This window comes from Pararhizobium sp. A13 (assembly GCF_040126305.1).
In the GTDB taxonomy this organism is placed as follows: domain Bacteria; phylum Pseudomonadota; class Alphaproteobacteria; order Rhizobiales; family Rhizobiaceae; genus Pararhizobium.
On sequence record NZ_CP149510.1, the window covers coordinates 2,335,206 to 2,360,528 of the forward strand.

Sequence of the window (25,323 nt, forward strand, 5' to 3'; positions counted from 1 at the left end):
CTCCATCCCTATCGATCGGCGTCGGGTCCGCTGCGGCGACCGTGCCATTCGTTGGCGCACACACCTTTGTTTTTATGTCTTTTTTGAGATGACACCTTTTCAAAAGCCGTGCGTGTTTCACGGAGAAACGCGAAAGCCACGCCCTTCGTTCCGAGGAGGGTGAATGGCGCCTGCCGGGAACGGGGCCAGCGAAAAACCGGGAACCAAAGACAGGCTGGCGCGTTGAGACGACGTTGGAAAAGGAGCCCCTGACATGGTCGAAAAGAAATTCGCAGCCGTACCGAATGAAGCCGAAATCGACGGGAGTGCCGCACGGGTCGATCTCGACAACCAGATCGCCGAATTGCGCGCCGAGATCGCCCGGCTGACGGAATCCGTTTCAGCCATCGGCACGGGCGCAAGGGCCGTGGTGGCGTCCGAAGCCGAAGTGTTGACTGAACGCCTGCGCGAACGTGTCCGCGAGGAGCCCGTTTCGACCTTGCTGGCGATCGCTGGAGTTGCCTTCGTCATCGGCCTGCTGGCAAGGCGGTGATCACCGGGGCGTTTGCCCTGTTCCCTTCGGAACGGCGGCGCCTCGATTGCTCGTCTATTGTCATTTTTGAAAGCGGAAGGCTTTGTCCGGTGTTATCGTCCGAGCAAATCAGGTCGGCAAATTAACCAAGAGCAGCGATTTCTATCGCTAGGATTAGGGTTTTGACCGTTAAGGAGCTATTAACTATCGTATGGCTCTATCGGATAGCCGGTGGCAGATCACGCGATCTGCAGACGGCCCCGCTTTTAGGAATGGCATGACATCCGGGTGTCCCGGAAGAAGGAGCAAACGAGAAAGGCGCAGATGTCCGGGCGAAAGCTTGAGGAACGCGTCGGCCCGCAGAACGGGCAGGGTGAAATAAACGATAGTTCATCCGTCTCAACCAGATTTTTGGAGACGAGCATGGCAGAAGTTATTCGAATAGAGGACCGCCTTACGCGGGCACCGCCGAAGCCGGCGATGGGTCCTGTTGCGCCGAGCAACGCCGTCATCCTGTTGTTCACCGGCATTCGCTACGAGCGGCTGGACGGCCACAGGGGTGCAACGCCGCCGAAACCGGTTCCCGACCAGACCAAGAAACATTGAGATATTTTTGAAGCCGGTGCGACTCAGCCCCGCCGCACCTTCTCCGACACACGCCCCTGAATTTTGAGTTTTGCGGCTCAGCGCCGGAACGGCTCGCAGCTCGATTCGGCGAGAAAATTACGCACGGGCTCTTCGAAACTGTCGGTTGGGGCGAGCGCACGCAGCACGGCATAACCTTCCTCGTCCGGCATTTCGACCATGATCGACTGGGCGAGGCTTGCAGGCGGCGTCTTTCTGAGATCGACCAGCTGGATCGGCGTTGCCATCACCAGATCGAGATTGCCGTTCACTGCCGTGTGGTCGTTCATGCTGAAAATCTCGTTGGAATCAGCGTCGTAGATCGACAACGACCAGAAGGGGACTGCGCCCTTGGCAAGGAACCGGACGGCGCCGGCGCTGACTGAAAAGCCGCAGACGGCGACGCGCAGGAACGGGTCCTCATTGGCAAGGCCGGTCGGGCCAGGCTCATTGGTCAGCGGGAAGAAGCTGTCCATTTCGTAAAGACCGAGCACCCGGCTATAGGCATCCTTGCCGGTGAACTGCGGCAGCGCCAGGATGATGACGATGTGCAGCAGTGCGGCACCGACGAGGCCGACGAGGATGGCGAAGAGAACACTACGCATCCTGGCATCCCGTCTTGACGATCTTCGGCATGGCGAGATCGATGAGGCCGGAGGAGCCGGCGGTCGGGGTGTCGAGCAGGGTCAGCACCAGTTTGAAGGCGCCGATGTCACGGATCGCAAGCCAGTTGTCGGGTTGGGCGACTGCGGAGACATGGATCACAAAAGAGCTATCCGGCTGGCGCAGAACCGTCCAGGCATTGATCGCGCCGGGCAAGGCCGGATCGGCCTTCATCGGCTGGTCGTTGGCGCTGGTCGAATAGAGCGTCCAGAAGCGGGCCGGCGGGGTGACGCCGGTTATATCATAGGAGCAGCCGGAGGAGAGCTTTTCGCCGGCGCTGTCGGTGGCTGCGGTGAACGGCAGGCCCTCGGCGCCACCATAAAGCAGCTTGCCTGCGCGCGCCCGGTGCGCCTTGGCATAGGGGTCGGTATTCTTCGTCTGGGCATCCGGAAAGGCGACCCAGGGGCCGAGCGCGATCGCCCCGAAGCCGACCGTTGCCTTCAAGGCCGAGACGGTCGAGACGATGCCGACGCCGAAGGCGACGCACAGGGCAAGGGCGACGAGGAGAGGGATGCGGAACAAGGGCTTACCTTGGGGATGAAGGTTGAATGGCAGGCGAACGGCGTTTCGAGTTCGTTGCGGCGTGCCCCCCTCTGTCCCTTCGGGACATCTCCCCCACAAGGGGGGAGATTGGCAGCAAGCGGCCGCCGGCACCGGCAATAAGCTGTATTTTCGATTGCGCGGAGGCGTGGGAAAAGAACGATCTCCCCCCTTGAGGGGGAGATGTCACGTGGTGACAGAGGTGGGTGAGCCATACATTCATCACTTGAACGCTCCGGCGCCGACGACCCGCACAATGTGCTGGCAGACGTTGTCGATATCGCGAAGAACATCGTCGTTCCAGAAGCGCAATACGGTCCATCCAAGCGACGACAACAGATCATCACGAACATCATCGTGAAGCCGCTGTTCTTCCCGTCCATGACCGGAGCCATCGACCTCGACAATGATCGTGTGCTCGGGGCATGCGAAATCAACGACATAGCCGGCGATCGGCAATTGTCGGCGGAAGCCCATGCCCATCAGCCGATGCGCGCGAAGCTCGTTCCAGAGCTTCAACTCCGCATCCGTCATCGCCTTGCGCATTGAGCGGGCGTTTTTTCGGACAACGGGTCTGACATCAGAGTCCGGCAAAACACCCCCTTCTGTCCCTGCGGGACATCTCCCCCTCAAGGGGGAGATCAGGGGAAGCCCACCCCCCGCTGCATCAAAAACCTCGCCCGCAATTGGCAGCCAGCGAGGGAAAAGAGCAATCTCCCCCCTTGAGGGGGAGATGTCACGAAGTGACAGAGGGGGGTGACCGGGCGGGAGGCTCGCGATCGAAGTGCAGACCTCAGCGTCCCGCATTCCGTCCTCCCTTGACGATCTCGCCGGTGGATTGCAGGTCGATCCCGGCGACTTTGCCGGGCAGGTCGGCCGGCGCCTTCAGCGGGGCAGCGGTGTTGAATTTCTCGGCGATCGATTTCAACAGGCGGGTCACGTCGGACGAGAGCGAGCGGGGGCGCACGAGTGGGGGAAGTGCGTTTTCATCCACGGGCTTGGCGGCTGCGCCCTCGGCCTCCTTCTTCTTGGCGTCGGGGCCTGGCAGCGGGTTTTCGATGCCGGGGATGGCGCGGTGCTCGATGCCCTGCTCGGCATAGTCCATCAGCCGCTTGAAGGTCATGGCCGGAAGCGAGCCGCCGGTCATGTTGTTGGTCGAGGTATAGTCGTCATTGCCGAACCAGACCGCGGTCGTGTAATCGCCAGTGAAGCCGACGAACCAGGCGTCGCGATAGGCCTGCGTCGTGCCGGTCTTGCCGCCGACGACGATGCCGTTGTCGAGTGCCGCCTTGCGGGCGGTGCCGATGATCGGGATCTGGGTCAGCATGTAGTTCATGTTGGCATTGGCTTCCTCGCTGACGACGCGTTTGGCCGGTGGTTCGTCGCGGCCGAAGTCGTAGAGGATATCGCCGTCGTAATTGAGGACCTGGCTGATGCCGTGGCGGCGTGCCTGCAGGCCGCCGGCGGGGAAGACGGCGTAGGCCGTCGCCTGGTCGAGAACCGTGACCTCCGATGTGCCGAGCGGCATGGTCTTGTCGGTGCGGATCGTGGTTTCGACACCCATCTTCTTGGCCGTCGCGGCGATGATCTCGGTGCCGAGCTCATCCTTGGCGAGGCGGACAGGAACGGTGTTGATTGACTTGGCGATGGCGGTCAGAAGCGTGACCCTGCCGGAATAGCTGCGGCCGTAATTCTGCGGCGACCAGCCGCGCCAGGTGACCGGCGCGTCGCTGATGGTCGAATCCGGCTTGAAACCTTTTTCCATGGCGGCCGTGTAGGTATAGACCTTGAAGGACGAGCCCGGCTGGCGCAGCGCCTTGGTGGCACGGTTGAACTGGCTCTCGCCGTAATCCCTTCCGCCGACCATGGCGCGCACGGCGCCGCCATTTTCGATCATCACCATGGCGCCCTGCTTGACCTTGTAGCTTTCGCCATATTGCCGAAGGCTCGCTTCGACCGATTCCTCGGCGGCCTGCTGCAGGCCCATGTCGATCGTGGTGCGCACGACGAGGGAGTGTTGGGCGAACGGCGCGGCAATGCGCTGCACCTCATCGAAGGCCCAGTCGAGGAAGAAATCGGGGGCCTGGACCTGGGCCCGGTCGATGACGGTCGCCGGATTGAGGCGGGCGGCGATCACCTGTCCTTCGGTCATCAGGCCGCCCTGGACGAGGTTGGTCAAGACCTCGTTGGCGCGGGCACGGGCGGCCGGCAGGTTGACATGCGGTGCGTAGCGGGCAGGCGCCTTGAACAGGCCGGCGAGCATGGCGCTTTCGGCGAGATTGATATCGGTGATGTTCTTGCCGAAATAGAACTGCGAGGCCGCCGCTGCGCCGAACGTGCCGCCGCCCATATAGGCGCGGTCGAGATAGAGCCGCAGGATCTCTTTCTTCGACAGGTTGCTTTCCAGCCAAACGGCAAGGAAGGCCTCCTTGATCTTGCGCTCGATGGTGCGCTCGTTTGACAGGAACAGGTTCTTGGCGAGCTGCTGGGTCAGCGTCGAGCCGCCCTGGACGACGCCGCCGGCGCGGGCGTTTTCGGTCATGGCACGGGACAGGCCGAGGAAGTCGATGCCGTAATGATCGAAGAAGCGGCGATCCTCGGTTGCCAGCACCGCCTTGATCAGCGTGTCCGGCAGTTCGTCGATCGGCACGGAGTCTTCATGGATGATGCCGCGATGGCCGATTTCGTTGCCATAGCGATCCAGGAAGGTGACGGCGAAATCGCTCTGGGCGCGCCAGTTGCCCTTGGTCTCCTCGAAGGCCGGCAGCGCCAGCGCCAGCATCAGCACGGAGCCGGCGGTGCCCCAGGTCATGCACTCGCCGAGCACTTCGAACAGCGCCTTCTTCCAGCCGCGCACGGTAAAGCGGCGGAAGAAGATGGTGAGGTCCTCCCACCAGACGCCGAGACGGAAACCGGCATTCCAGACGGTCGAATCGATCCAGGAATCGACGCGCAGCAGGATATGGCGCTTCCTCGGGCGGTCATCCCGCGGGACGCCGTCATTTTGGGTCCGGTTGTCGTCTTGGTTTGGATCCTGCACGGCGATAGGCGTCCTGATGGCTCGGTTCCCCGGGCCGATATTTGCATGGGGCGGGTTTCTATTCTATGCCGATATCGATAATGAGCCTTAAAAAACCGGCAATCTTTTGTAAAATTGTCGCAGAAATCGAACACAAGAAAGTACGAAAATCATGGGCGCCGAGCCCTTCTGGAGGACAAAAAGCCTAGCCGAGATGACCAATGCGGAGTGGGAAAGCCTCTGCGACGGTTGCGGGCTCTGTTGCCTCAACAAGCTCGAAGACTGGGATACGGGCGAGATCGCCTGGACCAATATCGGCTGCACGCTGCTCGATGGCGAGAGCTGTCGCTGCAAGGACTATCCGAACCGGCAGGCGACGGTGCCCGACTGCATCCAGCTGACGCCGGAGGAGGTCGAGACGCTCACCTGGCTGCCGCCGACCTGCGCCTACCGGCTGGTGCGCGACGGGCATGATCTCTACTGGTGGCACCCGCTGGTGTCCGGCGACCCGGAGACGGTGCATCAGGCCGGCATCTCCGTGCGCGGGCGGACCGTGTCCGAGGATGACGTCGATGTCGAGGATTTCGAGGATTATCTGGTGGACTGGCCGCTGACGGTGGGGGCGGAGGCGAAGGGGTAGGCTATTCGGCAGGCTCCTCGGATTTCTGCAGAGGTTCCTCGGTTTTCTGCAGGGTCTTCGGCGCGACGTTGCGCCAGGCGGTCTCCATCACGTGCTCGATAATCTCTTCGTCGGCATCCATGAACCAGACGGAGGTCCAGCCCTTTTCGCCCCAGCCGCCGGGGACCGCGGCGCAGACGCTGGGTTCGGTTTCGATCAACATCCTCTGCTGATCGGGCGTGAACTTGAAGACGGCCCGGCCGGCTTCCGGCAAGGACATGAAGATACGCTTGCCAACGCGAAAATCGCGTTTTCCGAAATGGGCGCTTTCAACCGCACCCGGCAGGCTCAAAGCCCACTTTTCCAGGTCCTCGGTCCTCATGGTGGAAGATTACCACGCATCGTTAAATGTACAAAATTAAGAAAATTATCCGTAATAGGAAAATAATCCTAATTATATACTTGACGTACCAACATTCGAAAGGCATGATTCGAAGTGCGTGACAGGCCGGTTTTTGACGTCTTGAGAATCTGTTACCCTACTGCGACAACCAGTGGGGTAGGCAACGTGAAACGCGTCAATCTTCTTGAATATTTTGAGTTGGCCGAAAGTCTCCAAAGCACCAAGAGGTCTCTTTCAGTCGAAAAAGCGAAAGCTGGGAATATTTTTTTTGGGGTAATGGGGCTTCCGCAAAAACTCGAATCTTTCATAGCTAATGATAACGGATTTGGGACGTGCAAACGGGTAGCGAACGACTTGCTGACCTGTATAAATGATTGGGTCTCAGAGAACGTCATGCCCAACGGGTCTTATTCTACAGAGCTGTTTGAGACCGAGTTGTCTAGCTGGCAATGGGGTAATATTTCGAGGAAAATAGATTCCTTCCGCAGTGTTTTTGAAGCGGAATGCCATGACATAGATATCTATTCGGTGGGCCAGATCGCGATCTACAAAACTCAAGCTCTTGTATCTGATGGGGCGAACATCATCGCCGGGGAATACAGGGCGGATATTTCAGAAGCCGCTTTGAACGAATTTAACAATGCAGGGAAATGCCTTGCGTTTGACCTGCCAACAGCGTGCGGGTTCCATGCTCTCCGGGGTCTTGAGCTAGTCTTGGACGATTATCTGTCTTCCTTCGCTGTTAAGACCGATAAATTCAGGAGCTGGAACGACTATATACAGGCGGCGAAAAAGCTGATTGATGACCAAGCCGCCGTTGATAAACCTTCTCCGAAGGTCGCGGCGATGCTTGATAGAATGCGAGAGCTTGATCGCAACCCGCTCATGCATCCCCGAGATACACTTGATATTGTGGGCGCAGATCAGCTCTTTAAATTGGCGGCTATCACAGTGGGCGAAATGGTGCGAGACGCACGACGCGTTAAGCGCGCCCAAAAGGTGGCGCTAATCGCAAGCAAAGCCGGAGCAGAGTTGTCCGATGGACAGGCAGCAGAATAACGATATTGACGAAAAGAAGGGTGACGAGGTTCTTCGGCGCATGTTGAAGACGCCACCACAGCCTGACGTTAAGCCCCAGGTAAGCAAAGGTGGCTTAAAACAGAAACCGGGCGGCAATCCCGCGAAGAACAACCGCCCGGAAGATCAGTGACTTATGCCACCATCACTTTTTGATGGTCTCAACTACATGGGTACGGGGCTTGTTTACGGCGGTTTTCACCGTTGTAAAACGTCCTGTAACCGCACTGCGGCCGATTTTGGTTGCCTTAGCCATTTCGCTCACCTCCTTTCTCGGGCAGTAGCCCGCCTGTGAAGGTAATGTCCGATAGGAGCCGCGCGAATCACAAAACAACCAGTAATAATATCGCCTATTAGCAATCTCTGAGTCTATGGGCGATTCTTCTTTCGTTTTCGCATTAGCTTTCGAAGCTTTTGCTTAGGCGTCAGCGCCTTCGTCAGCCCGCCGATAAGTAAGACGCTTGCCACGAGCGCCAGCAATAAGCTGTTCGGCGCGTTCGGCATCTGAGATTTTCAGGGCGGTTCGGCGGTTATACCTGAAATCAAACTCGGCAAGATAACGGTGAAGATGGGCTTCACCGCAATGCTGGTAAACGCCAATCATGCCGCGCTTAAAGACAGAGAAGACGCCCTCGATCGTGTTTGAGTGGATAGCAAAACCGTCCTCATAACGAACGTATTCCTTGCGGGAATGCTTCGTTGTCTTGTGGCTGGCGTATTCCTTGCCGGTTTCGGTGTAGAGGCGGCTTTCGTCGGTGATGAGGTTGGTGTCGCGAGACACGTTGCGAACCAGAACATCGCGAACACTGTCCTTGGTGGCGTGGTTGATATGGAAGGTGCGAACCTTCCCGCCGCGCTCTACAAGGCCGATCACAACGCGCTTGTGAGCGCCGCCAGCCTTGCCGCTCTTGGTTGGCGTCGCGATACGGCCACGAGACAGCTGGGCAGGAGTTTCGCGCTTGCCGATGTAGGTTTCGTCGGCTTCAACGGTCTTGCCTTCGCCGCCGATGGGGCCAGAGGATTTAACGTCTTCCTTCATGGCTTCACGAATACGGTGCGCCATAAACCAAGCTGTCTTGTATGTGACGCCAAGCATACGATGGAGCTGATGGGCGCTCATTCCCTTCTTCGAAGCGGCCATGAGGTGAGTGGCAAGAACCCACTTGTTCAGGCCGATCTTCGAGCGCTCGAACACGGTGCCAACAGTCACGGTGAAGGGACCGCGGCAAGCGTTGCACTTATAGACGCCTGGGCGGGTGGATTTTCCGGCCAGCTTTGTAATCGCCGTCTGATCGGAGTTGCCGCAATGAGGGCAGATCGGGCCATTCGGCCAATGGATCGCCTCAAGGTGTTCGCGAGCCTTTTCGGCGTTGGTGTAAATCTCGTTGGTCAAATCGAACATCGGCTATCTCCTTGGGATTATTGATACCAAGAAGGTCGTGGTACGTCAAGTATATAATTAGGAAAATAATCCTTGACGCCGTCGCGGCGCTTTGATAGGGTTATGGCACAGTCGGAAAAGTGCGGTTGGGGTGGCGGTTTCGCTTTATCGTCGGACGGTCACCCCACCCCGGAGCTTCGCTCCGACCCTCCCCCTCAAGGGGAGGGTGAGTATCCGGCGCCTGGTATCATCAGCGTAGCGACGCTGCTCTCAAGGACATTGCGATGACGTCTGATCTGGATTTCGATCCGGAGCTCTTCGGTTTCTGGCCGAAGGCGCCGGTCTATGACGGCTTGCGGCCGGGCGGCGAGGCGGAGCTCGAGGCCATGGCGCGGCACGTCATTCTCGACACGAAGGCCGAGCGCACCTCGCTCGACGACCTGCAGGACATGCTGAACGGCATGACGAAGGAATTGCGCGAGCAGATGCAGCAGTTCCAGCGGCTGCGCGAGGCGGCGCACGAGCGGGAAACCGAGGCTGAGGGCGACATCGACCGCAAGCTGATCCAGGCCGACGACAAGGCGAGCATCGAGGCGATGTCGCTGATCGTGCGAACCCTGGAGAAGATCGACAGCCTGCAGAGGACGATCGTCCGCGACCGGGAACTGCAGGCGGAGCAGAATTTGGATGAAGAAGGGTACGACGCTCTTGTGCGCGAATTCAACAGCCGCATCGAGGAGCAGGCCCTCCAGTTGTCGCGAGCGGAAAGCGCCGAGAGGCCGAAGGCGCGGCAAAGAATGCTGCGGCTGAGCACGCGCCTGCTACAGACGCCGTCGGCGTGCCGCGAGGCGGCGGACCCTCCTGAGCCCTGGCTCGTCGAGGCGGCGCGGCAGTTCTTCGACCTGGAAGATGATCTCGATCGGGAAATGGGCAGCGTGCTGGAAGAGCGATACAACGGTCGAGAACTGATCGGGGCACTGAACGCCGGACTTGCAGCGCCGCTCAAGACCTGCAACGCGCCCTCACGCGAGGCGGCGCCAAGCGGCGGCGATAGCGGGGCGAAAGTGGCGGACGAGGCCGGCTTGTTCCCGAGTGCTGCAGAGCCGCAAGCCGAAGCTGGTCGCGGGCGGAGATCGAGGCGCTGAAACTGCGCGACGCCGGGCCGCTCGGCCGCATCGTCGTCGCGGCCGATCCGCCCTCCGGCGGGGGCCGGGAATCCTGTTGTGGTATCATTGTGGCTGGCCTCGACCGGACCGGGCGCGGCGTCGTGCTGGCGGACTGCTCGGTTGAGGGCGCAAGCCCGGCCGGATGGGCGGGCTCAGTGGTCAAGGCCTATCGGCGGTTTGATGCCGACCGGATCGTTGCCGAGGTCAACCAGGGCGGCGACATGGTGCAGGCGGTGCTGAAGGGCATCGACGCGCACTTGCCGGTGACCGCGGTCAGAGCCTCGCGCAGCAAGTGGTTGCGGGCCGAACCGGTCGCCGCGCTCTACGAGCAGGGGCGGGTGGTGCATGCCGGCTCGTTTCCGGCGCTCGAGGACCAGATGTGCGATTTCGGGCCGGACGGACTGTCATCGGGACGCTTGCCGGACCGGCCGGGCGCGCTAGTCTGGGCGCTGACTGCACTGATGCTGGAAGGCGGCGGCGAGCCGCGGGTGCGGGGGATTTGATCTACCTCCCCCTTGAGGGGGGAGGTCGCGACGAAGTCGGGGTGGGGGTGATCCATTGCGTGCCGCAGAAAGTCACCCCACCCCGGAGCTTCGCTCCGACCCTCCCCCTCAAGGGGAGGGTGAATGGCGGCTTATTTGCGCGGTGTGGAGGCCGACGGTTTGGGCGCGGCCGACGCGTTTTCGCGCATCTGGCGCCATTCGGTTTCGAGGCGTTCGAACTGGGCCTGGGAAATTTGCTGGGCCGGCATGGGCGATCCTCTCTTTGGTTTTGCAGCCACCGGTAGCGTCGAGGGCACCGAAAACCGGTCCGGACGAGGCAATACGATGGAAAAATCAGGATGGGATGATCAACGGTTGTCGTCGGTGCTGCTGGACGGCTTTTGGACGGAGGAGGCATTGAGGCGCATCTGCTGCCAGGCGTTTTCGAACCGGTCGAGGATGTGCTGGGGGACCGTCGAGCGGGTCGTGTCTGGCTGTATCTTGCTCTCTGCGTTCATGCGATCCTCCTTGACGAAAGGGCAATGTCATATTGCTGTCTTCAAATTCCACATCCCAAAGGTAAAGTAAATCAGCAGATTAAATAGTTTAAACGATTTAAATTGATTAAATCGATTTAGAGTCACGACTTTTTTCAACGGGATGAATGGCGGTGGAGCGACGATGACGATGAACCGGGCAGCCTTTTTCAAAGCGGTACGTGCGTCACTTTTCGACGATGTCCTGAAGCAGGGCCAGGTCGAGGGGTTGACGGCGATTCTCGATCGCTGGGCGCAGATGCCGGCACCGGCAGACAGGCGCTGGCTCGCCTACATGCTGGCGACAGCCCATCATGAAACGGGCCGCACGATGCAGCCGGTGCGCGAAACCTTCGCAAAGACAGACGAGCGGGCGATCGCCATTCTGGAGGCCGCGTTTCGCAAGGGCAGTCTGCCTTCGGTGTCGGTTGCCTACTGGCGGCGCGACGGCGAGGGCAAGAGTTGGCTCGGGCGCGGGCTGGTGCAACTGACGCACAGGGCCAACTATGAGACGATGGCGGCGGCGACGGGGATCGACCTGCTCACCCATCCGGAGCGGGCGATGGAGCTTCCGGTCGCCGTCGATATCCTGTTTACGGGGATGCAGAGCGGCGCCTTTACCGGCAAGAAACTCGGCGACTATTTCTCTCTTTCCCGGGAGAGCTGGACGGGTGCCCGGCGGATCATCAACGGCCGCGACAGGGCGGAGCTGGTGGCGAGCTACGGCAAACAGTATCTCGCGGCGCTCAGGCTCGCACCGGGCGCGCCGCCGGCGACCGGCCGGGTAACGGAGCCGAGTCCAGGACACGACAGTTTTGAGAGTACCCCCCTCTGTCACTTCGTCACATCTCCCCCTCGAGGGGGAGATCGGGAGTAAGAGGCCCGCCCACGCCAATCTCCCCCCTTGAGGGGGAGATGCCCGACAGGGCAGAGGGGGAAACGGCCACGTCGTCTATTGTGTTTTACCGCGACGCATTTTTCCCGGATGTGTCGTCTTGGTTTCAGACCCACCCATCGGTGCATCGAGGATTGAGACACCATGAAAAATCCATTTCGTCTGCCGTGGCGCTGCCCGGCGGAGAGCGAGCGCCTGCGCGAAACCAAGGCGGCGTCCGGCTTCATCGCGATCGCGCATGAGGGCCGGGCGCGCTGGACCGGGCGGTCCTATGCGGCGCTTGCCCGCGAGGGCTTCATGAGGAACCCGGTGGCGGACCGGGCAGTACGGCTGATTTCGGAAGCGGCGGCGGCGGTGCCGCTGCTGCTCTACGAGGGGACCGGGGAACGCAGCGAGCACCCGCTGCTATCGCTGCTGGCGCGGCCGAACGGCCGCATGGCAGGGGTCGATTTCCTGGAGACGCTCTACGGCCATCTGCTGCTGTCGGGCAATGCCTATGTCGATGCGGTCAGTGTCGGTGAGGCGCTGCGGGAACTGCATCTGCTGCGGCCGGACCGGGCGAGCATCCGCGAGGGCCGCGACGGCTGGCTGGAGGCTTATGAATACCGGGTCGGCAATCATCTGCTGCGGCGGATCGCGGCGAGCGAGGGGGGCCTGTTGCATCTGCGGCTCTTCCACCCGCTCGACGATCATCTCGGATTTCCGCCGCTGGCCGCAGCACAGATGGCGCTCGATCTCTCCAATGCGGCGGCCACCTGGAACAAGGCGCTGCTCGACAATTCGGCCTGGCCTTCGGGCGCCTCGTCTATCAGCCGAAGGAGGGCGGCAATCTTTCGGCCGACCAGTACGACCGGCTGAAGACGGCGCTGGACGAAAGCTATTCCGGGCCAATGCGGGCGGGCCGGCCGTTGCTGCTCGAAGGCGGGCTCGACTGGAAGGCGATGGGGCTTTCGCCGAAGGACATGGATTTCGTCGAGGCGAAGAACGGGGCGGCACGCGACATCGCGCTCGCCTTCGGCGTGCCGCTGATGCTGATCGGCATTCTCGGCGACAACACCTATGCCAACTACCAGGAGGCCAACCGTGCCTTCTATCGGCTGACGATCCTGCCGCTGATCAGCCGCACCGCCGCAGCGCTGTCCGGCTGGCTGTCGGCGCGTTTTGGCGAGACGCTGACGCTGGTGCCGGATCGCGACCAGGTGACAGCGCTGACCGGGGAGCGCAGCGAAGTCTGGACACGGGTGAAGGACGCGGATTTCCTGAGCGACGAGGAGAAGCGGCAGGCGGTGGGGTATTGAGGGAAGGGACCATTGCTGGTAATTTGTTATACGGCGTATAACAAAAGGATGTGATGATGACCAAGCCTGTTCTGTCCGATCCGATCGCGCTGCGTCTGCCGGTGGATGTGCTGGCCGATATCGAGACAATCGCCAAGGCCTCGGACCGATCCCGTAGCTGGGTGATGGTTCGCGCGATGCGGTATTATCTGGCCACAGAAGGCAAGGATATTCTGGAGATTGAGCACGCCCGCGAAGGCATGCGTCAAGGCAAGTTTCAGGATATGGACGGATTGCTGGAGGAATTGGAGGCGTTGAACAAGGATGATGCCGCTTGATGAAGCTGCGCATTTACGACGATGCCGCGGCTTATCTTAGAGCCGAGCGCGCATACCTTGTCCGCTTCGACAAGCGGGCTGCATCGGCGATGATCCGGCAGCTGCGGCAAACAATGGAGATGTTGCGGCGATTTCCTCAGGCGGGACAAGCATTGGAAGGCTCGAGGCGTGCGCCGCTTTTCTGTGCCGCCCTATCTCATAGACTACGAAGTGGTGGACGGAATTCTCAGCGTCCTCATCATACGTCATGCGCGTCAGCATGATCCGGATATTTTCTCCGACCCAAGCGATGACTTCGAAGATATCTGATTATTTTCAGATGCTTGAAGTGATCTCCGGATTCTTCTTGCTGGTCTGCTGCACCGGCGCCCGAGGTCGTGGATTCGGTTTCTGAACATCACGCCGCAGCCGATTCAAAAGATTAAGAAAACCGCCGCGGCTGACGCAGCGTCAGGCAGCGCCTGACCTTGCGGAAGAAGGCCGCAGGCGCGTGAGACTCGTCCAGTTTTCATAATAGCATCAATGGCTTAATAAATGGCTGATTTTGGCAATGACCCTGGCCTTTGGGCCGCCAAGGGTATCGGCTCGGTAGCCGGTGCTGCCGTATCGCTTGTGTACATGCTGCCCAAGGGCAGGCGCGAGGCGGGCTCCCGTTTCTTCACCGGGATGGCCGGCGGGCTGATCTTCGGCGGACCTGCCGGCCTGTGGATCGTCGCCAAGCTCGGGATCGGCGGCAGTCTTTCCGGCACCGAGGTGATGCTGACCGGATCGGCTGCCGCCAGTCTTTCGGCGTGGTGCGTGCTCGGCGCGGTGGCGAGGGTGGCGAAACGCTACGGCAGAAAATAGCGGCGGCGATCGCCGTCCCATTCCAAACATCGGAGATACCCATGACAACCGACAGCTTGTCTGTCTGGCGAACGAAGAAGTTTGCCAATCTGACGCTTGCCGGGGTGACAGGGGAAGGGCGTTTTTCCGGCTATGCCAGCATTTTCGGCGAGGTCGATCTCGGCAAGGATGCGATCGAGCCGGGGCTTTTGCACAGTCGTCTGCCCGGCGCGGCGCCGGAGGCGTGCGCATGCTGTTCCAGCACGATCCGGGCGAGCCGCTCGGCGCCTGGAAGACGATCCGCGAGGATGCGCGCGGGCTCTATGTCGAGGGGCTGCTTTCGCCGGGCGTCGCCCGCGCCAAGGAGGTGCACCAGCTGATGAAGGCGGGCGCGCTCGACGGGCTGTCGATCGGCTTCCAGACCGTCAAGGCAAAGACCGACAGGGGCGGCGTGCGCCGCATCCTCGAAGCCGACCTCTGGGAGATCTCGATCGTCACCTTTCCGATGCTGCCAGGGTCTCGAACGTCAAGAATGCGCGGTTCTTCCGCGACAACGAAACGGAGCTCGTGCGCACCATGCGGCGGGCGGCCCGGATGATGAAGCTCTGACAAGAAGGATATGCCAATGAGTAAGACGAGCAGTGTCGCCCCGAGATCAAGGTTGCCCCCGAGATCAAGACGGGGCCGGAGACGATGACCGCCGCCTTCAAGGATTCCGACTACCTCGTCGTCGACCGCACGGGCGTGCGGGTGTTACGCGATCCCTGTTCCGCCAAGCCCTATGTGCTCTTCTACACGACCAAACGCGTCGGCGGCGGCGTGCAAAATTTCGAGGCTATCAAGCTCGTCAAATTCGCGGCATCTTGAAAACGCGCGAGGCGGCCCTTTTTCAAAGGGATGCAGATCATTCGCGCCGGCGGTCTTCCCTGCCGCGTGGCGCGAGGACGGACGCGGCTCCCCTCCCGCCGCGTCCGTCCATTTTCCCGCCCTTCGAGCGTTTCCGTTTTCTCCGCTCGGTCGTTTTATTTTCACGCAATGCCGGACGGAAAGCCGCTTCGCACCTTTCCTGGAATTGCTCTAAACGGAGATTTCCATGACCACTACGGAACAGACGCCGCCCGTCGGCGAGCCGCTGACCCTTGCCGAGACGAAGGCGCATCTGCGCCTCGACGGCAGCGCCGAGGACGATCTGATTACATCCCTGATCCGCACGGTGCGCGAGCATCTGGAGTGGCAGACCGGGCTGGCGCTCTTGACCCGCACCTTCCGGCCCTATCTCGACGACTGGCCCCGAACGCGGGTGATTCAGATTGTCAGGGGGGCGGTGCAAACGATTGAAGGCGTTACGGTTTACGATGCGGCCGGGATGCCGGGAGAGATCGATGTTTCCGGGTTCGTACTCGACGGTCGGGCGCGTCTGAGCAGCCGGCGCCAGGGCGGGCGATCAACGGCATCGAGATTGATTTTTCCACCGGTTTCGGCGTAACCGGCGCCGACGTGCCGGATACGCTGAAGCGGGCGATGACGATGCAATGGGTGAATTGAAGAACTGGTATATGTCGAAGACGGTGTGGGGAGGCGTCGTTGCTATCCTTGCTTCGTGCAGCCATCTGCTCGGGGTGGAGATAGCCCCGGACGACCAGAGTGGACTGGTGGACAGTCTGACGGCACTTGCAGCTGCGGCGGGTGGGCTGGTGGCAATCTGGGGCCGAATTTTGGCGAGAAAGCGATTGCGCTAGCGATTGCCCAAGAGACTGCACAAGGCCGGGCAAACCGCGGCGTTAGCAGGACATTCATTTGCCATTCAGACTGTTTCGTTTATTAAAATTACAATGATGCTTCCCAAGTCGAAAGTGCGTCCATGTCCTCACCCTTGATCATAGCAACGCTAGCAGCGGGCCTTTCCGGATTCGCGCCGCCAGCGATTGATGTGCCATCGGCGGTTGTCGAGGTGGATGGCGATTGCGGCCAGGCTGCCGCCGAAGTCGTGGCGAAGACCGGCGGCGAACTCCTGTCCGCACAGCCGACCAGCGACGGTCAATGCGTCGTGACCGTTCTCATTCCCGGCAATGGTGGCCGCCCGAAGAAGGTGACGATGCGGGTACCGATGTAACGCAGCTGCAGGCGCTGGCATCGAAAATGTTCTCGAACCGGATCGAATAGGATATTCATTGAGTCTCGTGTCACAGCGCGCAGCTCAATCCGGCGGGTGGGCTGTCGCTGAAGGAAAAGGTCTGTTCATGCGCATTCTGGTGGTCGAAGACGACGTCAACCTCAACCGTCAGCTGACGGATACGTTGAAGGAGGCGGGTTATGTCGTCGATCAGGCCTTTGACGGCGAAGAAGGCCACTATCTCGGTGATGGCGAGCCCTATGACGCGGTCATTCTCGATATCGGCCTGCCCGAAATGGACGGTATCACCGTGCTTGAAAAATGGCGTGGCGCCGGGAAGGCAATGCCTGTCCTGATCCTGACGGCGCGCGACCGCTGGAGCGACAAGGTCGCGGGTATCGATGCAGGCGCCGACGATTATGTGACGAAGCCGTTCCATGTCGAGGAAGTGCTGGCGCGTATCCGGGCACTGATCCGGCGGGCAGCCGGGCATGCAAGCTCGGAAATCGTCTGCGGGCCCGTGCGCCTGGATACCAAGGGTTCCAAGGCGATGGTCGATGGCGTGGCGCTGAAGCTCACCTCGCACGAGTTCCGGCTTCTCTCCTATCTGATGCACCATATGGGACAGGTGGTATCGCGCACGGAACTGGTCGAGCATATGTACGACCAGGATTTCGACCGCGATTCCAACACGATCGAGGTTTTTGTCGGTAGATTGCGCAAGAAGATCGGCAACGACCTGATCGAGACCGTGCGCGGCCTCGGCTATCGCATGCAGGCGCCGGGCATGGCCAGCAAGGAAGCGAAATCCTGAGCGGGATCGACATGACTGAAACCAAGGGTCTTTTCGCGTTCGATACGCCGGAGCATGACGGGCGCATGTGCCCATGAGGCTTCGCCCGCAATCTCTTACCGCCCGCGTTCTGCTCGTCTCCACTGTCTGGGCCGTGGCGGCGCTGGTGGTGATCGGCGTGGTGATCTCGGCGCTCTACCGGCAGGGCTCGGAGCGTGGCTTTCAGGATCTGTTGCGCGCGCAGCTCTACAACGTCATCAACTCTATCGTCGTCAACGACAAGTCGGTACTGGCCGGCAGTCCGCAACTGGGCGACCTGCGGTTTTCGCAGCCGCAGACCGGCTGGTACTGGATCGTCGAGCCGATCGGCGAATTCAATACGCCGCCTTTGCTGTCCACTTCGCTCGGCTCGGGCAAGCTGCCGATCGCAAGCCTCGACGAAGTTCCCTTCGATATTCGCTACGAGCGCTTCTACACGACGGTCGATTCCTTCAAAAACGAAGTCGAAGTGGCCGAGACGGAAGTCGTGCTTGACATCCAGGGGCATACGGCCCGCTTCCGGGTTGCGGGCAATCGCGACGTGCTGGAAGCCGACATCAACGATTTCAACCGCAATCTCTATCTGGCCCTGTCGATCTTCGGTTTCGGCGGTCTCGGCATGAATGCAATGGCCATTCTCTTCGGCCTTCGGCCGCTCGATCAGGCGCGGCGGTCGCTCGAAAAGATCCGTGGCGGCGAGAGCGAGCGGCTGGACGGCGAGTTTCCGCGCGAAATTCAGCCACTGGCGAGCGAAGTCAACGCGCTGATCGACAGCAACCGCCGCATCATCGAGCGTGCCCGCATGCAGGTTGGCAATCTCGCCCATTCGCTGAAGACGCCGATTGCTGTTCTCATGAACGAGGCGCGGGTGCTCGAGGCGCCGCATGGCGACCTCGTCAAGGCACAGGCCGACGCGATGCAGTTGCAGGTTCAGTCCTATCTCAACCGGGCGCGGATCGCCGCCCAGCGCGAGTCGGTGCTGGCGCGCACGGAAGTGGAGCCGGTTCTGGAGCGGCTGGTGAGGGTCATGCGCAGGCTGCATCCGGAAAAGACCTTCGTGCTGACGGTCTCGCCGCCGGGCCTCATCCTCGCCATGGAGCAGCAAGATGTCGAGGAAACGCTCGGAAACCTCCTGGACAATGCCGCGCGTTACTCCGCCGACCAGGTTCGCGTCACGGCGCACATCGCATCGGAGGGGCTGCAGGGCAAGGACCCGGGGCGGCGGAACTGGATTACCATCGAGGTCGATGATGATGGCCCCGGTCTCGAACCGGACCAGATTGCCGTTGCGATCAAGCGGGGTAGGCGGCTGGACGAAAGCAAACCCGGCACCGGTCTCGGGCTTTCGATCGTCAGGGAAATTGCGGGGGAATATCAGGGGACGCTCGACCTGTCGCGCGGCGATCGTGGCGGGCTGAGTGCCCGGATCCTGCTGCCGGCTGTCTCGTGATGGGACGCTTTGAAAACCTTGCGTGACTTTTTTGACAGAGTCGCAGGCAAAATCTCGAAACGGTTCGGCTTTGGGCTCTCCGTTTGTTGCCTGCCCAAGCGCGGAATGTAAAAAGACAGTCAGCCATGGAATCGGCTCTGAGGCCGGCCATGATCTGCCGATACAACGGAAATCGCGAGAGCTGCCCCGCACGATGAAGAACCAGGCCCGTTTCACGACGCTTTTTTCGGCTCCTCCGGCTGCGTGCCTGATTGCGTCGGCTCTGCTTCTGAGCGGCTGCGGCACCACTTCGCGCGATGCCGGCAAAACTGGCGGCACGGTGACATCGAATACGTCCGCTTCCTATATCGCTGCCCTTGGTGGCGGGGTGATCGGGCGCACCGCGGGGCTTTCGATCAGTAAGGCCGATCGCCAGCGGGCACTCGAGGCGGAATACCGTGCCTTGGAAGTGGCACGTGGCGGCCAGCCGGTCGTCTGGGAGGGATCGGGCATCAGCGGTTCCGTCGTTGCCGCCGCACCCTACCAGGTCGGTTCGCAGAACTGCCGCCAATACAGCCACACGGTGACGATCAAAGGGCAGGACAGCGTCGCGCGCGGCGCCGCCTGCCGCAACCCGAATGGCACCTGGACACCGCTGACCTGACACGATCCGCGCGATGTTGCGGCGAAACGCCTCAAATTTCCGTCATTTCCCGTTTTCCGATTGGAATGGCGTTGTCCGCATAGTAATTGAGCGCACATGCTGTTCTGGATCCTTGTTGCCACCCTGACGGCGGCTGTTGCCGCTGTCCTGCTGCTTCCGCTGCTACGTGCCGCCGCCGGCGCAGAGGTTCCGCAATCCCATGACGTCGAAGTCTATCGCGACCAGCTCGAGGAGCTGAAGCGCGACGAGAAAAATGGCCTGATTTCCGGCGAGGACGCGGAATTTGCGCGCGCCGAGGTGGCGCGCCGGCTGCTTGCGGCGACGGACGCGGTGAAGGCCGCGGGACCCGCTCAGCCAGCGCGGCGGGGCAACCGGCTGGCGCAGCTCGCCGTCATTCTTATCCTGCCTGCCATTGGCCTCTGTCTTTACCTACGCACGGGAAATCCGGACGTACCGGATGCGCCGCTCGCTGCGCGCCTGGCGAACCCGGGCGATGACATGAATATCCTGATCGCGCGGGCCGAGCAGCAGCTTGTCGCCAATCCGGAAGACGGAGCAGGTTGGGATGTTCTGGCACCGATTTATTATCGCAGCGGCAGGATCGAGGATGCTGCCGCAGCTTTCCGCAATGCGCTTCGGATTCTCGGGCCGACGCCCGCGCGTCTCGGCGGCTATGCCGAAAGCCTGATCGCGATTTCTGGCGGCTTGATCACCAACGAGGCGCAGGAGGCGCTGCGCAAATCGCTGGCGATCGAGCCGAACGACCCACGCGCGCAATTCTATCTGGCGCTTGCCTTGAAACAGGAAGGCAAGGCGCCGGAAGCGCTCGCGGCGTTCCAGCAGATCGTCAAGGCATCGCCAGCCGATGCGCCGTGGCTGCCGCTGGTCAATGAACATATCGCCAGCCTCAAGGGCGATGGCGCAGCACCCTCCGCGGATCAGGCGGGGAGCGCATTGGGCGGTCCTACGGCCGACGACGTCGCGGCAGCGCAGACCATGAATGCCGGCGACCGGAATGCTATGATCGAGGGTATGGTGGAGAGCCTTGCCGAAAAACTGAAGGACGATCCGAAGAATTTCGAAGGATGGATGCGGATCATCCGTTCCTATTCAGTGCTCGGTCAGAAAGAGAAGGCCGCCGAGGCCTTGAAACAAGGTTTGAGTGCCTTCCCGGCCGAGGGCGAGCAGGGCAAACAATTGCTGGCTTTGGCAGGCGAACTTGGCCTGACGGCCGATGGAGGCGTGAAGTGACCCGCAAGCAGAAGCGTCTGGCGATCATCGGCGGCGGCGTCAGCTTCATCATCGCGGCCGTGCTTCTGGTGATGTTCGCCTTCAGCCAGGCAGTTGCCTATTTCTACGTTCCCGGCGATCTCGCCAAGGCGCATCTGGCACCGGGCACCCGCATTCGGCTGGGCGGGCTGGTCGAGGCGGGGTCGGTCAAGCGCGGCGATGGCATGACGGTGAGTTTCAGCGTTACCGATACGCTCGAACGTGTGCCGGTGACTTACACGGGCATTCTTCCGGATCTCTTCCGCGAGGGGCAGGGCGTCGTCGCCGAAGGTGCGTTTGCGGCCGGCAGCCCGGTTTTCGTGGCCGATACGGTGCTCGCCAAGCATGACGAGACCTATATGCCGAAGGACGTGGCGGACCGGTTGAAGGCGCAGGGCGTGTCGCTCGGGGGCAAGGAAAATATCCAATGATCATCGAGTTCGGTCATTATGCGCTGGTTCTGGCGCTTGGCGTGTCGGTGTTGCAGGCGATCATGCCTGTTTTCGGCGCGGTGCGTGGCGACCGGGCCCTGATGGAGATCGGCACGGTCGCGGCCAAGGCGACCTTCCTGCTCGTCGCCCTCTCTTTCGGCGTTCTGACCTATGCCCATGTGACGTCGGATTTTTCCGTCCAGAACGTCTGGGAGAATTCGCATTCGCAGATCCCGCTGATCTACAAGTTTTCCGGTGTCTGGGGAAACCACGAAGGCTCGATGCTGCTGTGGATGCTGATCCTCACCTTCTTTTCGGCCCTGGTCGCGGTGTTTGGGGATAACCTGCCTGACACGTTGAAGGCCAATGTGCTTGCCGTTCAGGCCTGGATTGCCAGCGCCTTCTCGCTGTTCATCCTGTTGACGTCGAACCCCTTCAACCGGCTCATCGACGCGCCGGGCGAGGGGAGAGATCTCAATCCGGTGTTGCAGGATATCGGCCTCGCTATCCATCCACCCTTGCTTTACCTCGGCTATGTCGGATTTTCCGTCTGTTTCTCCTTTGCTGTGGCGGCCCTGATCGAGGGGCGCATCGATGCGGCCTGGGCGCGCTGGGTGCGGCCCTGGACGCTGGCTGCCTGGACCTGCCTGACGGCGGGAATCGCGATGGGATCCTACTGGGCCTATTATGAGCTTGGCTGGGGCGGTTGGTGGTTCTGGGACCCTGTAGAGAACGCCTCCTTCATTCCCTGGCTTGCCGGGACCGCGCTGCTTCACTCCGCGCTGGTGATGGAGAAGCGCGAGGCGCTGAAGATCTGGACCGTGCTGCTTGCGATCATGACCTTCTCGATGTCGCTGCTCGGCACGTTCCTTGTCCGCTCCGGCGTGCTCACCTCGGTTCACGCCTTTGCGACCGATCCGACGCGCGGCGTCTTCATTCTGGTCATTCTGATCCTTTTCATTGGCGGCGCCTTCTCGCTGTTCGCGTTCCGCGCCGCGCGTCTCAAGGCGGGCGGTCTGTTCGCGCCGATTTCGCGCGAGGGCGCACTGGTTCTCAACAACCTGATCCTGACGACGGCCGCAGCCACCGTTTTGACCGGTACGCTCTATCCGCTGGTGCTGGAAGCGCTGACGGGCTCGAAAATCTCGGTCGGACCACCCTTCTTCAACATGACGTTCGGGCTGTTGATGCTGCCGCTGCTCCTGGCGGTGCCGTTCGGGCCGTTGCTGGCCTGGAAGCGCGGCGACCTGCTGGGGGCTGGACAGCGGCTCTTCGCGGCGGTGGCGATCGGCCTGGTTGCCGGCTGCGTGATTTATTATGCACGGCATGGTGGGCCGGTCATGGCCTTGTTCGGGCTTGCGCTGGGTGCGTACCTGATTGCCGGATCGCTGACGGAACTGTTGCTGCGATCCGGCATCGGCAAGGTGGCGGGATCTGTTGCACTGCGCCGGCTCTCAGGGTTGCCGCGCTCGGTTTTCGGGACGGCGCTGGCGCATATCGGTCTTGGCGTGACGCTGATCGGCATCGTCGCGGTGACGGCCTTCGAGACCGAGCATATTGTCGAGATGAAGCCCGGCATGACCATGGATGCGGGTGGGTATACGTTGCGTTTCGACGGATTGCGGGATGGCAAGGGGCCGAACTACACCGAGCAGTCAGGGCACTTCACCGTCATGCGGGCGGGAGTTGTCGTGACCGAGGTCTGGTCGGCGAAGCGGCTTTATACGGCGCGGCGGATGCCGACTACCGAAGCCGGCATCCGGACGTTCGGCGTGAGCCAGCTCTATGTGTCGCTTGGCGACGGCATGGCGGATGGCGGTGTCGTGGTGCGCATCTGGTGGAAGCCGATGATCCTCTGCATCTGGGGCGGTGCGCTGTTCATGATGGCCGGTGGCGCGGTGTCGCTGAGCGACCGGCGTCTGCGGATCGGGGCGCCGGCGCGGGCGAAGAAACAGAAGAAGCCGGTTCTGGAGCCAGCGCAATGATCCGGCGGCTGGTCTTCGTTTTAGTCATGCTGCTGTCGGCGTCGCCAGTATTTGCCGTTAATCCGGACGAGGTATTGGCCGATCCGGCGCTTGAGGCGCGGGCGCGTGCTTTGTCGGCGCAACTGCGCTGCATGGTGTGCCAGAACCAGTCGATCGACGATTCGAATGCGGAGCTTGCAAAGGATCTGCGCATTCTCGTGCGCGAACGCATCACCGCAGGGGATTCGGATGACGCCGTCATCGACTATGTCGTGTCGCGCTATGGCGAATTCGTTCTGCTCAATCCCCGTTTTGAGACGAAGACCTGGCTGCTGTGGGGAGCGCCGATCGTCTTGCTTTTGGCGGGCGCGGCCGCGATGATCGTTTCTGCGCGGCGCAGGACCGGCAAAGCGACCGGCACGCCGCTGTCGGACGAAGAGCGGGCAAGGCTGGATGCGGTGTTGAGGAAAAGTGAGTAGTGAGTAGTTGCAGGGCTCCGCCGATTGAAGAGCCTTTTCCACCGACTACCGACTACCGACTACCGACTACCGACTCTCCACCCAACATTACCAAAAGTTCATTCTTCGGACACAAGTCAGTAAGGTGCGTTCGACTATTCCTTTCTCAACGGCTGTTCCTCCAGTCAGCCAGACACATGAAGAGAAAAGGCAAATCGAATGTTTACGACAAACGCACTGCGTCCTTCCCTCAAGACCGCTCTGAAGACCTCGACCGTCGCGGGTCTCGCGGCTGTCCTGCTTTCGACCGGCATTCCCGCCGCCGTCACCTATTCCTTTGCCGCTCCGGTGAAGATCGAAGCGCCGCAGGTTCCGAGCTTCGCCAACGTGGTCGATGCCGTTTCGCCGGCTGTTGTCTCCGTTCGTGTTCAGTCCCGCGCCAACCCGGTTTCCGACGAGGCCAGCAACGGTTTCAGCTTCGATTTCGGCGGCCGTGGTCTGGACGAACTTCCCGACGATCACCCGCTCAAGCGCTTCTTCAAGGAATTCGGCGGCCCGAACGGCGGCCAGGATAACGACAAGCGCGCCGAGCGGGGTCATGGTCCGCGCGACAGCCTGGCCGTCTGCGCCCGACATCGCAGGGTTCCGGCTTCTTCATCTCCGAGGACGGCTATCTCGTCACCAACAACCACGTCGTTTCCGACGGATCCGCTTTCACTGTCATCATGAATGACGGCACAGAACTGGACGCCAAGCTGGTGGGCAAGGACAGCCGCACCGATCTCGCCGTGCTGAAGGTCGATGACAAGCGTAAGTTCACCTACGTCAACTGGGCTGACGACAGCAAGGTTCGTGTTGGCGACTGGGTCGTCGCTGTCGGCAACCCGTTCGGTCTCGGTGGTACGGTGACTTCCGGTATCATTTCGGCACGCGGCCGTGATATCGGTTCCGGTCCTTACGACGATTATCTGCAGGTCGATGCTGCGGTGAACCGCGGCAACTCGGGTGGCCCGACCTTCAACCTCAATGGAGAAGTGGTCGGTATCAACACCGCAATCTTCTCGCCGTCCGGCGGTAACGTCGGCATTGCCTTCGCCATCCCCGCTTCCGTCGCCAAGGATGTCGTCAACGACCTGATGACGCACGGCGAAGTCTCGCGCGGCTGGCTTGGCGTGCAGATCCAGCCGGTCGACAAGGATGTCGCCGAGTCGCTCGGGCTTGCCGAGGCAAGCGGCGCGCTTGTCGTCGAGCCTCAGGCTGGATCGCCGGGTGAAAAGGCCGGTATCAAGAAGGGCGACGTGATCACCGCCGTCAACGGCGACACGATCAAGGGCCCGCGTGAACTGGCTCGCAAGATCGCCATGATGCGCCCCGGCACGAGCGTTGATGTTGCGCTGTGGCGCGACGGCAAGGCTGAAAGCGTGAAGCTGGAAATCGGCACATTGCCGGCCGAAACCAAGGAAGCCGCTGCCGGTACCGACCAGCAGCAGCAGGAAGAGCAGCAGCCTTCGAGCGAGAAGGCGCTGGCTGATCTCGGTGTCACCGTGACGCCGTCGGATGACGGTAACGGTGTCATCATCTCCTCGGTCGATCCGGACTCCGACGCCAGTGACCGCGGGCTGAAGGAAGGCGAGAAGATCGTCTCCGTCAACAACCAGGAGGTCAAGTCGGCTGACGACATCCTGAAGGTGATCGAGGAAGCCAAGAAGGACGGCCGCACCAAGGCGCTGTTCCAGATCGAAACCGACAATGCCAGCCGCTTCGTGGCACTGCCGATCAGCCAGGGCTGACGCGGTTCCACTGAAAC

26 protein-coding genes and 5 pseudogenes are annotated in these 25,323 nt (G+C 61.2%); 24 read left to right on the top strand and 7 right to left on the bottom strand.

Features of this window, described 5'->3' with window-relative positions; translation table 11 throughout:
* Positions 1 to 253: 253 nt before the first annotated feature.
* Both WI754_RS11340 and WI754_RS11345 read left to right on the top strand, forming a co-directional pair.
* Positions 254 to 532: a hypothetical protein gene (locus WI754_RS11340; protein WP_349433471.1), complete on the top strand. Its 279-nt coding sequence runs from the start codon at positions 254 to 256 to the stop codon at positions 530 to 532.
* 402 nt (positions 533 to 934) lie between these two features.
* A complete protein-coding gene (locus WI754_RS11345; protein ID WP_349433472.1) occupies positions 935 to 1,117 on the top strand; it encodes a hypothetical protein in 183 nt (60 codons plus the stop codon).
* A 77-nt stretch (positions 1,118 to 1,194) separates the two neighbouring features.
* On the opposite strand, the gene WI754_RS11350 is transcribed toward WI754_RS11345, so the two are convergent.
* From WI754_RS11350 to WI754_RS11365, 4 genes are all read right to left on the bottom strand, one after another.
* Entirely contained in the window at positions 1,195 to 1,740 is a 546-nt protein-coding gene (locus WI754_RS11350) for a DUF1254 domain-containing protein (RefSeq protein ID WP_349433473.1), read from the bottom strand.
* A complete protein-coding gene (locus tag WI754_RS11355; protein ID WP_349433474.1) occupies positions 1,733 to 2,320 on the bottom strand; it encodes a DUF1214 domain-containing protein in 588 nt (195 codons plus the stop codon). The genes WI754_RS11350 and WI754_RS11355 overlap by 8 nt, the downstream gene beginning before the upstream one ends.
* Before the next feature lie 240 nt (positions 2,321 to 2,560).
* Positions 2,561 to 2,884: an endonuclease domain-containing protein gene (locus WI754_RS11360; protein ID WP_349433475.1), complete on the bottom strand. Its 324-nt coding sequence runs from the start codon at positions 2,882 to 2,884 to the stop codon at positions 2,561 to 2,563.
* 247 nt (positions 2,885 to 3,131) lie between these two features.
* Entirely contained in the window at positions 3,132 to 5,378 is a 2,247-nt protein-coding gene (locus WI754_RS11365) for a transglycosylase domain-containing protein (protein ID WP_349433477.1), read from the bottom strand.
* 151 nt (positions 5,379 to 5,529) lie between these two features.
* Between WI754_RS11365 and WI754_RS11370 the strand changes: the two genes are divergently transcribed.
* On the top strand, positions 5,530 to 5,997 hold the full coding sequence (locus tag WI754_RS11370) for a YcgN family cysteine cluster protein (protein WP_349433479.1): 468 nt from the start codon (positions 5,530 to 5,532) through the stop codon (positions 5,995 to 5,997).
* A gap of 1 nt (position 5,998) precedes the next feature.
* Here WI754_RS11370 and WI754_RS11375 read toward each other — a convergent pair whose 3' ends face one another.
* Positions 5,999 to 6,358: an MmcQ/YjbR family DNA-binding protein gene (locus WI754_RS11375; protein ID WP_349433481.1), complete on the bottom strand. Its 360-nt coding sequence runs from the start codon at positions 6,356 to 6,358 to the stop codon at positions 5,999 to 6,001.
* 186 nt (positions 6,359 to 6,544) lie between these two features.
* Here WI754_RS11375 and WI754_RS11380 point away from each other — a divergent pair, with 186 nt between their 5' ends.
* Positions 6,545 to 7,438: a hypothetical protein gene (locus WI754_RS11380; protein WP_349433483.1), complete on the top strand. Its 894-nt coding sequence runs from the start codon at positions 6,545 to 6,547 to the stop codon at positions 7,436 to 7,438.
* Entirely contained in the window at positions 7,419 to 7,589 is a 171-nt protein-coding gene (locus WI754_RS11385) for a hypothetical protein (protein ID WP_349433485.1), read from the top strand. The genes WI754_RS11380 and WI754_RS11385 overlap by 20 nt, the downstream gene beginning before the upstream one ends.
* A gap of 285 nt (positions 7,590 to 7,874) precedes the next feature.
* Here WI754_RS11385 and WI754_RS11390 read toward each other — a convergent pair whose 3' ends face one another.
* Entirely contained in the window at positions 7,875 to 8,858 is a 984-nt protein-coding gene (locus WI754_RS11390; RefSeq protein ID WP_349433486.1) for an IS1595 family transposase, read from the bottom strand.
* Positions 8,859 to 9,121: 263 nt separating this feature from the next.
* On the opposite strand from WI754_RS11390, the gene WI754_RS11395 reads away from it, so the two are divergent.
* Both WI754_RS11395 and WI754_RS11400 read left to right on the top strand, forming a co-directional pair.
* Positions 9,122 to 9,982, top strand: coding sequence for a hypothetical protein (locus WI754_RS11395; RefSeq protein ID WP_349433487.1), 861 nt, complete (start codon positions 9,122 to 9,124; stop codon positions 9,980 to 9,982).
* Positions 9,955 to 10,506 (top strand): annotated as a pseudogene (locus tag WI754_RS11400) (DNA-packaging protein); the annotation flags it as partial. The gene WI754_RS11395 and the pseudogene WI754_RS11400, both read left to right, overlap by 28 nt.
* A gap of 347 nt (positions 10,507 to 10,853) precedes the next feature.
* Here the strand turns inward: WI754_RS11400 and WI754_RS11405 are convergent.
* Entirely contained in the window at positions 10,854 to 11,003 is a 150-nt protein-coding gene (locus WI754_RS11405; protein WP_349433489.1) for a hypothetical protein, read from the bottom strand.
* A gap of 163 nt (positions 11,004 to 11,166) precedes the next feature.
* Between WI754_RS11405 and WI754_RS11410 the strand changes: the two genes are divergently transcribed.
* The 17 genes and pseudogenes from WI754_RS11410 to WI754_RS11490 all read left to right on the top strand — a co-directional run bounded on the left by WI754_RS11410 (position 11,167) and on the right by WI754_RS11490 (position 25,306).
* Positions 11,167 to 11,898 carry a hypothetical protein gene (locus WI754_RS11410; RefSeq protein WP_349433491.1) on the top strand — a complete coding sequence of 244 codons (732 nt, stop codon included), beginning with the start codon at positions 11,167 to 11,169 and terminating at the stop codon, positions 11,896 to 11,898.
* A 162-nt stretch (positions 11,899 to 12,060) separates the two neighbouring features.
* Positions 12,061 to 13,214, top strand: a pseudogene (locus WI754_RS11415) (phage portal protein).
* Positions 13,215 to 13,270: 56 nt separating this feature from the next.
* On the top strand, positions 13,271 to 13,531 hold the full coding sequence (locus WI754_RS11420) for a ribbon-helix-helix protein, CopG family (protein WP_349433492.1): 261 nt from the start codon (positions 13,271 to 13,273) through the stop codon (positions 13,529 to 13,531).
* A 534-nt stretch (positions 13,532 to 14,065) separates the two neighbouring features.
* The gene (locus WI754_RS11425; protein ID WP_349433494.1) at positions 14,066 to 14,377 is read left to right on the top strand and encodes a DUF6107 family protein; all 312 of its coding nucleotides are present in this window, start codon (positions 14,066 to 14,068) and stop codon (positions 14,375 to 14,377) included.
* Positions 14,378 to 14,418: 41 nt separating this feature from the next.
* A pseudogene (locus tag WI754_RS11430) lies at positions 14,419 to 14,965 on the top strand (HK97 family phage prohead protease).
* 84 nt (positions 14,966 to 15,049) lie between these two features.
* A pseudogene (locus WI754_RS11435) lies at positions 15,050 to 15,223 on the top strand (phage major capsid protein); the annotation flags it as partial.
* 226 nt (positions 15,224 to 15,449) lie between these two features.
* Positions 15,450 to 15,842, top strand: a complete 393-nt coding sequence (locus WI754_RS11440) for a phage head-tail connector protein (RefSeq protein WP_349433496.1) — start codon at positions 15,450 to 15,452, stop codon at positions 15,840 to 15,842.
* Positions 15,843 to 15,888: 46 nt separating this feature from the next.
* Entirely contained in the window at positions 15,889 to 16,095 is a 207-nt protein-coding gene (locus WI754_RS11445) for a hypothetical protein (RefSeq protein WP_349433497.1), read from the top strand.
* A gap of 122 nt (positions 16,096 to 16,217) precedes the next feature.
* Complete coding sequence (locus tag WI754_RS11450) at positions 16,218 to 16,469, top strand: hypothetical protein (RefSeq protein WP_349433498.1); 252 nt, start codon at positions 16,218 to 16,220, stop codon at positions 16,467 to 16,469.
* A gap of 127 nt (positions 16,470 to 16,596) precedes the next feature.
* A complete protein-coding gene (gene feuP / locus WI754_RS11455; protein ID WP_349433499.1) occupies positions 16,597 to 17,283 on the top strand; it encodes a two-component system response regulator FeuP in 687 nt (228 codons plus the stop codon).
* A 73-nt stretch (positions 17,284 to 17,356) separates the two neighbouring features.
* Positions 17,357 to 18,751: an ATP-binding protein gene (locus WI754_RS11460; protein WP_349433501.1), complete on the top strand. Its 1,395-nt coding sequence runs from the start codon at positions 17,357 to 17,359 to the stop codon at positions 18,749 to 18,751.
* Between the two features lie 193 nt (positions 18,752 to 18,944).
* Complete coding sequence (locus tag WI754_RS11465) at positions 18,945 to 19,394, top strand: hypothetical protein (protein WP_349433503.1); 450 nt, start codon at positions 18,945 to 18,947, stop codon at positions 19,392 to 19,394.
* Between the two features lie 96 nt (positions 19,395 to 19,490).
* Positions 19,491 to 20,645 (top strand): c-type cytochrome biogenesis protein CcmI, encoded by a 1,155-nt coding sequence (gene ccmI, locus WI754_RS11470; RefSeq protein ID WP_349433504.1) that lies wholly within the window; start codon positions 19,491 to 19,493, stop codon positions 20,643 to 20,645.
* Positions 20,642 to 21,094 carry a cytochrome c maturation protein CcmE gene (ccmE, locus tag WI754_RS11475; protein ID WP_349433506.1) on the top strand — a complete coding sequence of 151 codons (453 nt, stop codon included), beginning with the start codon at positions 20,642 to 20,644 and terminating at the stop codon, positions 21,092 to 21,094. Before ccmI ends, ccmE begins: the two co-directional genes overlap by 4 nt.
* Positions 21,091 to 23,079, top strand: a complete 1,989-nt coding sequence (locus WI754_RS11480) for a heme lyase CcmF/NrfE family subunit (protein WP_349433508.1) — start codon at positions 21,091 to 21,093, stop codon at positions 23,077 to 23,079. The genes ccmE and WI754_RS11480 overlap by 4 nt, the downstream gene beginning before the upstream one ends.
* Positions 23,076 to 23,537, top strand: a complete 462-nt coding sequence (locus tag WI754_RS11485; RefSeq protein WP_349433510.1) for a cytochrome c-type biogenesis protein — start codon at positions 23,076 to 23,078, stop codon at positions 23,535 to 23,537. The genes WI754_RS11480 and WI754_RS11485 overlap by 4 nt, the downstream gene beginning before the upstream one ends.
* Positions 23,538 to 23,735: 198 nt before the next feature.
* Positions 23,736 to 25,306, top strand: a pseudogene (locus tag WI754_RS11490) (Do family serine endopeptidase).
* Positions 25,307 to 25,323: the final 17 nt, after the last annotated feature.

What these genes read in the sequence shown, in the direction of transcription:
- WI754_RS11440 (WP_349433496.1), top strand. Translation starts at nt 15,450, where the DNA reads ATGACCACTACGGAACAGACGCCGCCCGTCGGCGAGCCGCTGACCCTT.
- WI754_RS11390 (WP_349433486.1), bottom strand. Translation starts at nt 8,858, where the DNA reads ATGTTCGATTTGACCAACGAGATTTACACCAACGCCGAAAAGGCTCGC.
- WI754_RS11375 (WP_349433481.1), bottom strand. Translation starts at nt 6,358, where the DNA reads ATGAGGACCGAGGACCTGGAAAAGTGGGCTTTGAGCCTGCCGGGTGCG.
- WI754_RS11360 (WP_349433475.1), bottom strand. Translation starts at nt 2,884, where the DNA reads ATGCGCAAGGCGATGACGGATGCGGAGTTGAAGCTCTGGAACGAGCTT.
- WI754_RS11340 (WP_349433471.1), top strand. Translation starts at nt 254, where the DNA reads ATGGTCGAAAAGAAATTCGCAGCCGTACCGAATGAAGCCGAAATCGAC.
- WI754_RS11350 (WP_349433473.1), bottom strand. Translation starts at nt 1,740, where the DNA reads ATGCGTAGTGTTCTCTTCGCCATCCTCGTCGGCCTCGTCGGTGCCGCA.
- WI754_RS11485 (WP_349433510.1), top strand. Translation starts at nt 23,076, where the DNA reads ATGATCCGGCGGCTGGTCTTCGTTTTAGTCATGCTGCTGTCGGCGTCG.
- WI754_RS11395 (WP_349433487.1), top strand. Translation starts at nt 9,122, where the DNA reads ATGACGTCTGATCTGGATTTCGATCCGGAGCTCTTCGGTTTCTGGCCG.
- WI754_RS11480 (WP_349433508.1), top strand. Translation starts at nt 21,091, where the DNA reads ATGATCATCGAGTTCGGTCATTATGCGCTGGTTCTGGCGCTTGGCGTG.
- WI754_RS11425 (WP_349433494.1), top strand. Translation starts at nt 14,066, where the DNA reads ATGGCTGATTTTGGCAATGACCCTGGCCTTTGGGCCGCCAAGGGTATC.
- WI754_RS11370 (WP_349433479.1), top strand. Translation starts at nt 5,530, where the DNA reads ATGGGCGCCGAGCCCTTCTGGAGGACAAAAAGCCTAGCCGAGATGACC.
- WI754_RS11420 (WP_349433492.1), top strand. Translation starts at nt 13,271, where the DNA reads ATGACCAAGCCTGTTCTGTCCGATCCGATCGCGCTGCGTCTGCCGGTG.
- WI754_RS11445 (WP_349433497.1), top strand. Translation starts at nt 15,889, where the DNA reads ATGGGTGAATTGAAGAACTGGTATATGTCGAAGACGGTGTGGGGAGGC.
- WI754_RS11465 (WP_349433503.1), top strand. Translation starts at nt 18,945, where the DNA reads ATGAAGAACCAGGCCCGTTTCACGACGCTTTTTTCGGCTCCTCCGGCT.
- WI754_RS11405 (WP_349433489.1), bottom strand. Translation starts at nt 11,003, where the DNA reads ATGAACGCAGAGAGCAAGATACAGCCAGACACGACCCGCTCGACGGTC.
- WI754_RS11460 (WP_349433501.1), top strand. Translation starts at nt 17,357, where the DNA reads ATGAGGCTTCGCCCGCAATCTCTTACCGCCCGCGTTCTGCTCGTCTCC.
- WI754_RS11345 (WP_349433472.1), top strand. Translation starts at nt 935, where the DNA reads ATGGCAGAAGTTATTCGAATAGAGGACCGCCTTACGCGGGCACCGCCG.
- WI754_RS11410 (WP_349433491.1), top strand. Translation starts at nt 11,167, where the DNA reads ATGACGATGAACCGGGCAGCCTTTTTCAAAGCGGTACGTGCGTCACTT.
- WI754_RS11450 (WP_349433498.1), top strand. Translation starts at nt 16,218, where the DNA reads ATGTCCTCACCCTTGATCATAGCAACGCTAGCAGCGGGCCTTTCCGGA.
- feuP (WP_349433499.1), top strand. Translation starts at nt 16,597, where the DNA reads ATGCGCATTCTGGTGGTCGAAGACGACGTCAACCTCAACCGTCAGCTG.
- WI754_RS11385 (WP_349433485.1), top strand. Translation starts at nt 7,419, where the DNA reads ATGGACAGGCAGCAGAATAACGATATTGACGAAAAGAAGGGTGACGAG.
- ccmI (WP_349433504.1), top strand. Translation starts at nt 19,491, where the DNA reads ATGCTGTTCTGGATCCTTGTTGCCACCCTGACGGCGGCTGTTGCCGCT.